The following is a 12,529-nucleotide window of genomic DNA, read 5'->3' on the forward strand; positions in this document are numbered from 1 at the left end:
CCGCCGTCGTCGGTAAGCTGCGGGCGGATGTCCCTACCAGCGAGGAATGGTCATGATCGCGATTCTCGGCACCGGCAAGATGGGCGAGGCGCTGCTCTCCGGGCTGGTCCGGGCCGGGCTGCCGCCGAACGAGATCATGGTGACAGCGCGGCGCGGGGACCGGGCGGCGGCGCTGCGTGAGACCTACGGCGTGCGCGTCGTCTCCAACGCCGAGGCGGCCAAGGCCGCCGATACGATCATCCTCGCGGTCAAGCCGCAGGACATGGGGAGCCTGCTCGCCGAGATCGCCCCGTACGTCCCGGCCGATCGGCTGGTGATCACGGTGGCGGCGGGCATCACCACCGCCTTCGTGGAGTCCCGGCTGGGCGAGGCGGTGCCGGTGGTCCGTGTCATGTCCAACACGCCGGTCCTGGTCGACGAGGCGATGAGCGTCATCTCGCCCGGAGCGCACGCCGGCGAGCGCCACCTGGAGCGCACGGAGGACCTGCTCAGGCCGGTCGGCAAGGTCCTGCGCATCCCCGAGTCGCAGCAGGACGCCGCGACCGCGCTGTCGGGCAGCGGCCCGGCCTACTTCTTCTATCTGGTCGAGGCCATGGTTGACGCCGGGATCCTGCTCGGCATGCCGCGCGCCGCCGCCCTCGACATGGTCACCCAGTCGATCGTCGGCGCCGCGATCATGCTGCGCGACTCGGGGGAGCACCCCGTGATCCTGCGCGAGGCGGTCACGTCGCCGGGCGGGACGACCATCGCCGCGATCGCCGAGCTCGAACGCCACAAGGTCCGGGCCGCCTTCCTCGACGCCATCGAGGCCGCCAGGGACCGCAGCAGGCAGCTCGCCTCCGGCTGATTTTGTACGCCTCGTGACCGCCCTTACCGAAACACGCCGCGAAAACCATTAGGAAACTTTCCGTTCCGAACGGCATCATTCCGCTGGTGGCATCGGGGCGCGATCGGTGAGGGTGACGTGGCGGGAGCCGTACAGGCCGTGGCGGGGGTGGGGCGGCGACCGCTCTGGACGCCCGATTTCGGGTTCTACTTCACCGGGCGCGCGGTGTCGATGCTCGGCGACACCATGCTGCCCGTCGCGATCTCGCTGGCCGTGCTCGGCGCGGGGTACGGCCCGTCCGGCGTCGGGTTCGTGCTCGCGTCGTGGATGGCGCCGTTCGCCGCGCTGATCCTCTTCGGCGGCGTCTTCGCCGACCGGTTCACCGCCCGGCGGATGATGATCACCGCCGACCTGGTGCGGCTGGTCAGCCAGTCGGTCATGGCCGCGGCCTTCGCGGCCGGGACGCCGCGGCTGTGGCAGATCGTGGCCCTGTCGGCGATCAGCGGCGCGGCCGCCGCGATGTTCCAGCCGGGCGTGAGCAGCATGGTCCCCCATGTGGCGTCGGACCTGCAGCGTGCCAACGCCACGCTGCGCGTGGCCGACGCGATCGCCCAGTTGCTCGGCCCCGCGCTGGCGGGCGTGCTCGTCGGCCTCGGCGGCGCCGGGCTGGTCTTCGTCGTGGACGCGGCGACGTTCGCGGTGAGCGCCGTCTGCCTGCTGCTCCTGCGTGTACGGCCGCTGCCGAGCACGACAGCGGGCTCGTCGATGCTGCGCAACCTGCGCGAGGGGTGGGACGAGTTCCGCTCCCGCACCTGGATGTGGAGCGTCATCATCATCTGGTCCGTCTACGGCGTGCTCGTCTTCGGCCCGCTCATCCCCCTGGGCGCGGCGCTGATCACGGAGGGCCACGGCCGTGGCGCGTACGGCTGGATCATGTCGGCGGCCGGCGCGGGAACGGTCGTCGGCGGCCTCGTCGCCGTCTGGTTCCGGCCGTCGCGCCCGCTGATGGCCGGCGCGATCGCGATGACGCTGTACTTCTTCGAGCCGCTCGCCCTCGCTCTGCACATGCCGCTGCCGGTGCTCGCGGCGGCGTTCGCGCTCACCGGCTCGGTGTGGGGGTTCTGGTCGGTGATGTGGGCGACCAGCGTGCAGACCCAGGTCAGCCAGGACGTGCTGAACCGGGTGACGGCGTACGAGGTGGCGGGGTCGGTGCTGAGCCTTCCGGTGGGCCAGGCGCTGGCGGGTCCGGCGGCGGAACGGGTCGGCGCGGAGAACGTGCTGGCGGCGGGCTTCGTGGTCGGGCTGGTGGGCATCGCCTTCCTGCTCGGCATCCCCGCGATCCGCGGCCTCCGTCGCGTCGCGCCGGTCGGGGAGGCCGCCCGCCCATAGGCGCTGGGGGAGGAGGCCGACCTCCACGACACTTGCCGATATTTCGGTACGTGCGCGGGATGAGTGGCGTATGTCACGAGGGGGCGGAGCCACGCCCAGGCCCGTACGGTAGCGTCACGATCGTGCGGCGAGGAGGCGGCGGCATGATCGAGCGTACCGGCGGACAAGAATGCGGCTCCGTCCGCGTGCTCTGGGACGACGCGCTTACGTCGTACGACTTCGGCCCCGGCCATCCGCTCGCCCCCGTACGGGTGGAGCTGACCATGGCGCTCGCCCGCGACCTCGGCGTGCTCGACCGCGTCGAGATGGCCGGATGCGCCCCGGCGAGCGACGACGAGATCGCGCTGGTCCACCGCCGCGACTACATCGAGGCGGTCAAGGCGGTGTCGAAGACCGGCCGGCCCGACCTCGGCTGTGGGCTCGGCACGGCCGACAATCCCGCGTTCACCGGGGTTCACGAGGCGTCCGCGCTGATCACGGGGGCGTCCATCGAGGCCGCGAGGTCGGTGTGGGACGGAGAGTCGGACCACGCCGTCAACGTGGCGGGTGGCCTGCACCACGCGATGGCGGGCATGGCCAGCGGGTTCTGCGTCTACAACGATCCGGCCGTCGCGATCGCCTGGCTGCTCTCCCAGGGGGCGGAGCGGGTGGCGTACGTGGACGTGGACGTCCACCACGGCGACGGCGTGCAGGCCGCGTTCTACGACGACCCCCGGGTGCTCACGATCAGCCTGCACGAGAGCCCGCGCACGCTCTTCCCCGGCACCGGCTTCCCGGGCGAGACCGGGGCGAACGGCAGCGCGGTCAACGTGGCGCTGCCCGCGGGGTGCGGGGACGCCGGCTGGCTGCGCGCCTTCCACGCGGTCGTGCCGCCGCTGCTGCGCGAGTTCGGCCCCGAGATCCTCGTCACCCAGCACGGATGCGACAGCCACGCCCTCGACCCGCTGGCCAACCTCATGCTCAGCCTGGACGGCCAGCGCACGGCCTACGCCGCGCTGCACCGGCTCGCGCACGAGACGGCGGACGGCCGGTGGGTCGTCACCGGCGGCGGGGGATACGAGCTGGTCCAGGTGGTGCCGCGCGCGTGGACGCACCTGATCGCGGAGGCGTCCGGGTACCCCGTCGAGCCGTCCACGCCGACGCCCGCGAGCTGGCGGACCCTGGTCACCGAGCGGACCGGCGAGGTGCCTCCGCTGTCGATGACGGACGGCCGCCACCCGGCGTACTCCGACTTCTGCGACGGTTACGACCCCGCCGACGCGATCGATCGGGCCATCGTGGCCACCAGGAAGGCCGTCTTCCCCCTCCACGGATTGGACCCTCTGCCATGACGGGAATCCCGGCCGCGCGAGGAGCGCTGTGGCACCTGTGAACGCTCCCTCCCGCAGAGACCTCCGTGACCACCTGATCAGGACGCGCATCGCGGGCGACGTCGCCACGCCGCGCGAGAACAACCTCGACAACTACCGCTCCCTGGCCAACCGCGACCCCCGCTACACGTTCGGCCTCTCGTTCTCCGGCGAGTGGACCTTCCGGGACGTGCTGGAGCAGATGGCCAAGTCGGTGGGCGTCGTGGCCGACCCGGAGCACCGGGAGGGCCGGGACACCATCGACCCCGAGCTCACCATCGACGCGATCGAGGCGATGGGGGACCGCATCGGTGAGGTGCTGGCCAGGGGGAATCCCCGCATCGTCATCGCCACCGGCCACCCCACGGGCCTGCTCGCGGTCCACCTCGTCCTCGCCCGGTTCGCCCGCTCCCACGGCGCCACCCTCCTCACTCCGGCCGAGACGTGGAGCTACATGGGGAACGGGCTCGGACGCGTACGGCGGATCCGCTATCTCGACGACGTCGCGATGCTGGACGACGGCGCAGCCCTGGTGCACACGCACGACCCCGACCCGATGCGCGCCATCCTGGCCGAGGAGCGGCCCGACTTCGTGATCGCCGACCACGGCTGGGCGGGCGCCGCGGGCGAGGCGGGCGTCGAGACCGTGGGCTTCGCGGACAGCAACGACCCCGCCCTCTTCATCGGCCAGGCGGAGGGGAAGATCGCCGTCGCGGTCCCGCTCGACGACAATGTGTTGCCGAGATATTACGGACCGCTGACGGACTACCTGGTGGCCAGGATCGCGTCTCACCTCTGATCGCGCTGCGGACCGTCCGTTTCACGTATTTCGGACTGCCCTTTGTCGCGCCCTGCCGGGCCTTTGCCGACTCTTTCGTGTGCCGGGGCGACTCTTGTGGGAGAGAAGTTGGCTCGTTCCACCGCCGGGGCCAGGGGCACGCCGCCGTCCCCTACCAGCTACTTTCTCCATATTGACGGCATAGGGTCGCGGTGACTGATGAAATGGGGGGTTTGCCTACTCGCAGTCCCGACTTACGCTGACGGCAGTACACGTGCGTGAGCGATGGCACCAGTGGGGATAACCCGGAAACACGTGCGGAAGAGGCGTCCGATGGGTGCAGGCGAAAGACCTCTCAGCGAGGTGAAGTTCCTGACGGTGGCGGAAGTCGCCACGGTCATGCGAGTGTCCAAGATGACGGTGTACCGGCTCGTCCACTCAGGTGAGCTGCCGGCCATCCGTGTCGGCCGATCCTTCAGGGTGCCCGAACAGGCGGTACACGACTACCTCAGGGATGCGTTCATCGAGGCTGGATGACACGCCGAGGCGGTGCGGACCCGCGCTGACCAGGCGCGGGATCCGGCGTCGGCCACGCGGTGTCCCCCAGGGGGCGATCGACCGTGGATCGCCGGTAGTCTGTTGTGCCGGTGTGCGCTCGCGCACCGGTCTGGCATTCTCTACCTTCACCTGGGGGTCCCGTGGGCTCTGTGATCAAGAAGCGCCGTAAGCGCATGGCCAAGAAGAAGCACCGCAAGCTGCTCAAGAAGACCCGCATCCAGCGGCGTAACAAGAAGTAGCAGAAGTACGGAGCGCGCACCGGTCCCGCGGGGCCGGGCGACCGTGAACCGCCATTCCCCACCAGTCCCCCAGTGAGGCGACGATGACCCACACCGTGTTGGTCACCGGGGTCTCGCGCCACATCGGAGCACGAGTGGCGAGCGCGCTCGCCGCCGAACCGGGCGTCGACCGGGTCATCGGGGTGGACACGGTTCCGCCGCCGTCGGCGGCCCGAGACGGCGGCTCCCACGCCCGTCGCACCGAGTTCGTCCGCGTCGATCTGCGCAGTCCAGACATCGCGCAGGTCATCGCGGCGGCGGACGTCGATGTCGTCGTGCACGTGAGCCTGATGAGCGGCTCCTCGCGGAGCCGTTCCGCCGCGAAAGAGCACAACGTCATCGGCACGATGCAGTTGCTCGGCGCGTGCCAGCGCTCGACGAGCGTGCGCAGGGTGGTGGTGCGGTCCACGACCGCCATCTACGGCTCCGCGCCGAACGACCCCGCCGTCTTCACCGAGGACGGCGAGCCCTCCGAGGCGCCGCCCTCGGGGTACGCCAAGGACGCCGGCGACGTCGAGGGCTACGTCCGGGGCCTCGCCAGGCGGCGTCCCGACGTGGTCACCTCGACGCTGCGTTTCGCCGACTTCATCGGACCCGGGGTGGACACGCCCCTCACCCGGTACTTCACGCAGCCGGTCCCGCCGACCGTGCTCGGGTTCGACCCCCGGTTGCAGTTCGTCCACGAGGACGACGGGGTCGAGGTGCTGCGCCGGATGGCCCTTGAGGACCACCCCGGCACGTTCAACGTGGCCGGCGACGGCGTGCTCCTGCTGTCCCAGTGCCTGCGGCGGGCGGGGCGGCTGTCGCTGCCCGTTCCGTCGCCGCTCTTCCGTCTCCTGGGAGAGGCGGCGCGGGCCGCGGGCCGGGTGGACTTCTCACCCGAGCACCTCGCGCTGATGTGCCACGGCCGGGTCGTGGACTGCGGGCGGCTCGTCCGGGAGCTCGGATGGAAGCCCAAGTTCGGCACGGCTGCGGCCTTCGAGGATTTCCTCCGTTCGCGCGGCATCTCCGGCGGCCTCACCGCGGCGGTGGCCGACCGGCTGTCCGATCTCGCGCCGGGGCGCCCGGCTCCGTTCAAGGACGACCAGTAAGGCGTGTGTGACGTGACGCGTACCTCCGAGGAGGGCTCACCCGGCGTTCCCGGGGACGCACGGGAACGGTCCGGCGAGGAGAGGCTCGCCGAGATGCTGGCCTTCCTGCGCCGCCGCCTCACCGGCGAGTACGAGGTGGACGAGTTCGGGTTCGACCCCGAGCTCAACGACAAGGTCCTGCTCGAACTGCTCCGGCCGTTCTACCGGCACTGGTTCCGGGTCGAGACCAGCGGTCTCCAGCACATCCCCGTCGATTCGGGGGCGCTGGTCGTCGCGAACCACTCGGGGACGCTGCCGGTCGACGCGCTGATGTTGCAGGTCGCGCTGCACGACGAGGCGCGCCGGCCGGTCCGGCTGCTCGGGGCCGACCTCGTCTACCAGCTCCCCGTCCTCGGCCATCTGGCCCGCAAGACCGGGCACACGCTCGCCTGCCCCGAGGACGCCGACCGCCTGCTGCGCAAGGGCGAACTGGTCGGCGTCTTCCCTGAGGGGTTCAAGGGCGTCGGCAAGCCGTTCTCCGAGCGGTACAAGCTGCAGCGGTTCGGCCGGGGCGGCTTCGCCGCGTCGGCGATCCGGACCGGCGTGCCCATCATCCCGTGCGCCATCGTGGGCGCCGAGGAGATCTATCCCAAGATCGGCGACGTGCCCGTGCTGGCCCGGCTGCTCGGCCTGCCGTACCTGCCGATCACGCCGTTCTTCCCGTGGCTCGGGCCGCTCGGGCTGGTGCCGCTGCCGTCCAAGTGGCTGATCGAGTTCGGCGAGCCCATCATGACGAACGACTACGACCCCATCGACGCGGACGACCCCATGCTGGTCTTCAACCTCACCGACCAGGTACGCGAGACGATCCAGAGCCGGCTCGACGCGCTGCGGCTGCGCCGTGGCCCCGCGTTCCCGGCGTTCTCCGACATCGCGGCAGACCAGAGGCCCCTCTAGCCGCTTCGGCGCACGGTGAAGTAACGACCGGCGCCGTACGGTTTTTACCTGGGCATATCGGTCTCCGGGTCTAACAATGGCAGCTATTGGTGGCTATGGTGTACCTCACCAAGAGGAGTACATCATGCACCAAAGCGGGATAAAACGGAAAGTGCTGCTCGCCGGTATGGCGCTTGGGTACGCCGCCGGAGTCGTCCGGCGGCGCGCGGAGACCGTGCCGGACGTGGTGGACGCCCCCCGGCTCGGCTGCCTCGTGGGTAAGCCGATGACCGTGATCACCGATGATGGTGTGCACCTCGCCGTCGACGTCGACGAGCACCCGGATCCCGAGGTGGCCGTGGTGTTCGCGCACGGCTGGGTGATGAACCGCCACTGCTGGCACATCCAGCGCGAGGCCCTGGCCGGCCGCCCGGCCACGCTCGTCTTCTACGACCAGCGCGGGCACGGCGCCTCCTCCAACGGGCCGATCGACGACTGCACGATCGACCGGTTGGGTGACGACCTGGCGGCGGTGATCGAGCAGGCCGTACCCGAAGGGGTGCCGGTGGTGCTGGTCGGCCACTCGATGGGCGGCATGAGCATCATGGCGTTCGCCGCCCGGCACCCTGAGCTGCTCGCCTCCCGGGTGAAGGGCGTCGCCCTGCTGAGCACGTCGTCCGGGGGCCTGTCCCGGCACACGTTCGGCCTCCCTTGGCCCGTGGGACGGATCGCCGGGCTGATCACCCCGATCGTGTTCGAGGGCATGCTCGCCCGCGCGGACTGGATCGACCGCAGCGTGGCGCTGAAGACCCGCACCCACACGCCGGTCGCGCGGTTCATCGCGTTCGGCGGCGGCGCGCGCCCCGACCATGTGCGGTTCGTCAGCGACATCGCGGCGGCCACGCCGACCGAGGTGATGGTCGGCTTCTTCCGCGGCCTCTGCGTCCACGACAAGCTGGCCGCGCTCGCGGCGCTCAGTCAGATCGAGACGCTCGTCCTGGTCGGGGAGGACGACCGCGTCACCCCTCCCTCGCACAGCCGCAGGATCGCCGAGTCGCTGCCCGGCGCGCGGCTGACGATCGTCCCCGGCGCCGGTCACATGATCGGATTCGAGCGGCCGGACGTCGTCAACCAGGCGCTGGACGACTTCCTCCACCGGACCGCCCGGCTCGCGTCCCGGTGACCCTCCGCCCCTGAACGAGGGTCAGGACGAGCGGTAGTGCTTGCGCAGCGCGATGCCGGCCGCGATGCCCCCCGCCACCGCGCCCGCCGTCGCGGCGATCGGCAGCCCGATCAGCGTGGCCTTCCGCCCGGTGCGGAAGTCGCGGATCCGCCAGCCGTTCTCCTTCGCGTGCTCGCGCAGCTCGCTGTCGGGGTTGACCGCGCAGGGGCTGCCGACCAGCGACAGCATGGGCAGGTCGTTGGCCGAGTCGCTGTAGGCCGAGCAGTGGGACAGGTCGAGGCCCTCCCTGCGGGCCAGCGCCCGAATCGCCTCCGCCTTGGCCGGGCCGTGCAGCAGGTCGCCGACGAGCCTGCCGGTGTAGACGCCGTCCGCCGTCTCGGCCACCGTGCCGAGCGCGCCGGTCAGGCCGAGCCGCTGGGCGATCACCCGGGCCAGCTCGACCGGGGTCGCGGTGACCAGCCACACCCGCTGGCCCAGGTCCAGGTGGGCCTGCGCCAGCGCGCGGGTCCCGGCCCAGATGCGGTCGGACATGACCTCGTCGTAGATCTCCTCGCCGAGGTGCACCACCTCGTCGACCTTGAGACCGGCGACGAAGGCCAGCGCCGTCTCCTTCGCCTTGGCGATGTGGTCGGGGTTCTCGTTGCCCCGCACCCGGAACCAGGCCTGGCCGAGGGCGAACCGCACCAGGTCGTTCGTGGTGAACAGACCGCGCGAGGCCAGGCCCCGCGCGAAGTGGTAGATCGAGGCGCCGCGCATCATCGTGTTGTCCACATCGAAGAACGCCGCCGCCGTCGGGTCCGGCTCGACGCTCGGCGTGGGGACCACCGCCGCGGCCGCCACCTCACCCGCGATCTCCGCCGCTTCCCGCCGTCGCATTAGCCGCCTCATAGGGCCTCAGCTTAACCGGCCGGGTGCCGGATGACGGTGTACGCGGCGTTAGCACCGAGTGACCGTATTCCATGGTGATTCCATGCGACCGTGGTCACTGGACCGGAGTGCTGAAGGTGTCGATATAGGTGAGGTACTTGGTCGCCTTGTCGCGGTTCTCCTGGTCGAGCTTCGGGAGCAACGGCTCCACCATCGTCCGCTGCTCGCGGGCGAACCGCCCCACCTCCCTGTCGGGCTTGTCGCCGCGCCGCCTGACCCGGCCGAGCGCGGACCGGGTCGTACGCGCCATGTCGTCGAGGGCCTGGGTGATGAGTCGGTCCCGGTCGGGTCCCTCCGCGCCGGCCAGCGTCGCCGCCTCCGCCGCCCGCTCCCGCGCGGCCGTCATCTCCCGCCTGGCCCTCTCGGCGTCGCTCACCGCCAACCGCAGCACGGTCGCCTCCGCCGTCCGCTTCAGCGGGTAGAGCAGGTCCCCGGGCACCGAGTCGTACGCGCGGGCGCCGGTGGCGAACATCACCCCCAGGAGCACGGCGAACACCGCGAGCGGGCGCAGCCGTACGAGGAGGGAGGGACGGCGGCGCGGCTCGGGCCGTTCGGCGGGGGGCTCGGCGGCGGGCCCGCGCTCGGCGGCGTGCGCCTTCATCAGGTCCGCACGGAGGCGGGCGCGGAAGTCGGGGCGGGGGCCGGCGCCGGACCGGGAACCGGCCTCGGCGATCCGCGCGGCGACCCGGTCGGCGGCACGCCTCGTCCCCCTGGCCCGTCGCCGGCGCCCCGGCCGCCACCAGCCCATGAACGCTCCCGAGATCCCCCGCTGCCGATCCACGCCTGTGCCCTGCCCAACGAGGTGACCGGGCCAGGGTTACGGCACGTGAGCTAACCGAGATCTTTGGGCAGGGCGCGGGCCAGGGCCTTGATCGCGCGGAACTGGAGCGCCTTGATCGCGCCGCTCTGCTTGCCCATGATCATGGCGGTCTCCGCGAGGGACATACCGTGCAGGAAGCGCAGCACGACGCACTCCTGCTGCTCGGGGTTGAGTCGCTTGATCGCCCGGAGCACGTGCTCGTTCACCATGCTGGCGACGACGGCGTTCTCCGGGATGTGATGGCCGTCGAGGGGGGTGTCGAGGATCTCGGCCGTACACACTTCGAGTCGGCTCCGTCCGGACTTGAAGTGGTCGGTGACCAGATTCCTGGCGATGGTGACCAGCCAGGCGCCGAAGTCGCGCCCCTGCCAGGTGAAATCCGCGATACCACGCAGGGCGCGCAGGAAGGTGTCGCTCGTCAGGTCCTCGGCGAGCGCGTGCGAGCCCACCCGGAAGAGGACGTAGCGGTAGACGAGGTCCACGTAACGGTCGTAGAGCACGCCGAACGCCTCGGTGTCGCCGGTCTTGGCGCGCAGGACCAGCGTGCGCATCTCGTCGTGCTCGAGCTGCGCCGCCGCGGGGGCGGCGGGAGGCGCCTGCCGCACCACTCCAGCGGCTGGAGGGGAGAGCCCGGCGAACGGCCACGATGTCGGCATCCGGTGATCCCATTGGGGGGAGGGGAGTCGGCGTGCTCGAACACTCTAGAAATCATCGCGAGATAACACAATCCGCCGCGTACCGTAATCACTTCGCGTAACGGGGCGTGCCATCAGCTACCGGTCGGCGCGCGAAGTCCGGCAGCATAAGGTCCACCATGGAAGTCCTTGTCGCTGTCATCGCGCTCGCCGGTGCCGTTATCGCCGCCATCACCACAGGTGTCGTCGTCGGTCGCATCCGCGAGAAGCCGTCGGGATGGCTGGTCGCGTGGGGTGTCACCACGGCGACGACGTGCCTCTCGCTGGGATTGATCGCCGTAGGCCAGTTGCTCGGCTACGGGACCGTGATCTTCCGGTTGCTCCAGATCACCGGATCGCTCGTCGCCCCGCTCTGGCTCTCCGTAGGCATCGCCCAGCTCATCGCCAGGAAGCCGTTCCCGCGCTTCGCCGCGTGGCTCTTCGGCGGCGCGTTGACGGGCCTGGGCGCGGTCATCATGCTGATCGACCCGATCACCCAGACGTTCACGAAGGAGTTCCCGGCGTCCGACCGCTTCTGGGACATCTGGCCGGAATGGCTCCTGCGCGGCGTCCACATCGTCGTCATCGCGATGCTGGTGATCTGGCTCGTGATCGCGGTGCTGCGCGGGCGCAACGGCGACGACTACGACCTCGACAACATGAACGCGACGGTCGCGCTCGCGCCGGGCGGCATCGCCGTCGCCGCCGCGCTGGAGTTCACGCTCCCCGGGATCGTCGTGGTCGCCGCGATGGCCGCCACCGTCGGAGGCGTCTGGTTCGCCCTCGCCCGGCCGCTCGCGCCGTACGAGGACGAGGACGAGGAAGAAGACGCCGGGGCCGAGGAACCGGAGGACGGCTGGTCGCGGCGGGCCGGACGCGGGGTCGAAAGCCGGGCCGAGCCGCCGACGCAGGCTGCTCCGCGACGCGCCGGGCTCGGGGACCTCGTCGCCGAATATCGCGCGGGCGAGCAGGGCGACGTCGACTACGCGGCGCGCATGCAGCCGTCGGACGGGTTCGCCGCCCGGCCCGCCGGCCCTCCGGCCGGGCAGGACGCGTACGGCGGCCCGCACGGGCGGGAGTACACGATGCCTCCCCCGGCGGCGGAGGCCGACCGCCCGGCGCCCCAGGGCGGGCCGGACTACGGCATGCCGCAGGGCCCCGCGGAGCCCGGCCGGCCGCAGGGCGGCCGCCCCGACTACACCATGCCCGCCACCGGCACGATGATCCCCGGCGCGGATCTGGCGGCCGGCATGGGTGTCGGCTTCGCGGGCGCGGCCGCCGCCTCGCGCGGACAGGGCGGATCGGTCCGGCCGTCGCCCAACATCTACGGCCTGCTCACCGTGTTCACGCTGATGGACGGAGCGGGCGACGCGTTCGACAAGCTCGCCGAGGAGACGGTCGAGGCCGTGCTGCGCAACGAGCCGGACACGCTCATCTTCGTCTGCCACAGCGTGAAGTCCGCGCCGCTCCAGCGCATCGTGTACGAGCTCTATCGGGACGAGGTGGGGTACACCGAGCACCAGCGCCAGCCGCACATGGAGCGGTTCGCCACCGAGCGCACCGCGCTGGTCCTGGCCGCCAACGTCATCGAGCTGAGCGTGAACGCCGCCAAGGTGGTCCCCCTCCCCACCGCCTTCAGGTGAGGGGCGCGGCGGGGAACCGACTGAGGAGCGAGCGGGGAGCGGAGCGACTCCGAGCGAGGAGGGCGCGAGCCGCCTGAGGGGCGCCCTGAACGGTCGTG

13 protein-coding genes are annotated in these 12,529 nt (G+C 71.2%); 10 read left to right on the plus strand and 3 right to left on the minus strand.

Annotation, left to right across the window (positions count from 1 at the left end; genetic code table 11):
- Positions 1 to 52: 52 nt before the first annotated feature.
- The 9 genes from proC (at position 53) to AWQ68_RS19020 (ending at position 8,367) form a co-directional block, all read left to right on the plus strand.
- The gene (gene proC / locus AWQ68_RS18985; RefSeq protein ID WP_066942209.1) at positions 53 to 847 is read left to right on the plus strand and encodes a pyrroline-5-carboxylate reductase; all 795 of its coding nucleotides are present in this window, start codon (positions 53 to 55) and stop codon (positions 845 to 847) included.
- 117 nt (positions 848 to 964) lie between these two features.
- Entirely contained in the window at positions 965 to 2,215 is a 1,251-nt protein-coding gene (locus AWQ68_RS18990) for an MFS transporter (protein WP_066942210.1), read from the plus strand.
- Between the two features lie 143 nt (positions 2,216 to 2,358).
- Entirely contained in the window at positions 2,359 to 3,546 is a 1,188-nt protein-coding gene (locus tag AWQ68_RS18995) for an acetoin utilization protein AcuC (protein WP_066942211.1), read from the plus strand.
- Between the two features lie 37 nt (positions 3,547 to 3,583).
- Positions 3,584 to 4,363, plus strand: coding sequence for a phosphatase (locus AWQ68_RS19000; protein WP_157545461.1), 780 nt, complete (start codon positions 3,584 to 3,586; stop codon positions 4,361 to 4,363).
- 312 nt (positions 4,364 to 4,675) lie between these two features.
- Positions 4,676 to 4,879: a helix-turn-helix domain-containing protein gene (locus AWQ68_RS19005; RefSeq protein WP_030456159.1), complete on the plus strand. Its 204-nt coding sequence runs from the start codon at positions 4,676 to 4,678 to the stop codon at positions 4,877 to 4,879.
- A gap of 161 nt (positions 4,880 to 5,040) precedes the next feature.
- On the plus strand, positions 5,041 to 5,139 hold the full coding sequence (locus AWQ68_RS41000) for a 30S ribosomal protein bS22 (RefSeq protein WP_018654693.1): 99 nt from the start codon (positions 5,041 to 5,043) through the stop codon (positions 5,137 to 5,139).
- Between the two features lie 83 nt (positions 5,140 to 5,222).
- Positions 5,223 to 6,269, plus strand: a complete 1,047-nt coding sequence (locus tag AWQ68_RS19010; protein ID WP_066942213.1) for an NAD-dependent epimerase/dehydratase family protein — start codon at positions 5,223 to 5,225, stop codon at positions 6,267 to 6,269.
- A 93-nt stretch (positions 6,270 to 6,362) separates the two neighbouring features.
- Positions 6,363 to 7,205: a lysophospholipid acyltransferase family protein gene (locus tag AWQ68_RS19015; RefSeq protein WP_084464193.1), complete on the plus strand. Its 843-nt coding sequence runs from the start codon at positions 6,363 to 6,365 to the stop codon at positions 7,203 to 7,205.
- 124 nt (positions 7,206 to 7,329) lie between these two features.
- A complete protein-coding gene (locus AWQ68_RS19020) occupies positions 7,330 to 8,367 on the plus strand; it encodes an alpha/beta fold hydrolase (RefSeq protein ID WP_066942215.1) in 1,038 nt (345 codons plus the stop codon).
- A gap of 21 nt (positions 8,368 to 8,388) precedes the next feature.
- Here AWQ68_RS19020 and AWQ68_RS19025 read toward each other — a convergent pair whose 3' ends face one another.
- The 3 genes from AWQ68_RS19025 to AWQ68_RS19035 form a co-directional block, all read right to left on the minus strand.
- Entirely contained in the window at positions 8,389 to 9,255 is an 867-nt protein-coding gene (locus AWQ68_RS19025; protein ID WP_066942216.1) for an HAD family hydrolase, read from the minus strand.
- A gap of 94 nt (positions 9,256 to 9,349) precedes the next feature.
- Positions 9,350 to 10,075, minus strand: coding sequence for a DUF5667 domain-containing protein (locus AWQ68_RS19030; RefSeq protein WP_157545463.1), 726 nt, complete (start codon positions 10,073 to 10,075; stop codon positions 9,350 to 9,352).
- A gap of 50 nt (positions 10,076 to 10,125) precedes the next feature.
- Entirely contained in the window at positions 10,126 to 10,770 is a 645-nt protein-coding gene (locus AWQ68_RS19035) for a sigma-70 family RNA polymerase sigma factor (protein WP_066942218.1), read from the minus strand.
- Positions 10,771 to 10,928: 158 nt separating this feature from the next.
- Here AWQ68_RS19035 and AWQ68_RS19040 point away from each other — a divergent pair, with 158 nt between their 5' ends.
- Positions 10,929 to 12,431: a putative quinol monooxygenase gene (locus tag AWQ68_RS19040; protein ID WP_066942219.1), complete on the plus strand. Its 1,503-nt coding sequence runs from the start codon at positions 10,929 to 10,931 to the stop codon at positions 12,429 to 12,431.
- Positions 12,432 to 12,529 lie beyond the last annotated feature (98 nt).

The sequence above is a fragment of the Microtetraspora fusca genome (genome assembly GCF_001570365.1).
GTDB lineage: Bacteria > Actinomycetota > Actinomycetes > Streptosporangiales > Streptosporangiaceae > Microtetraspora > Microtetraspora fusca.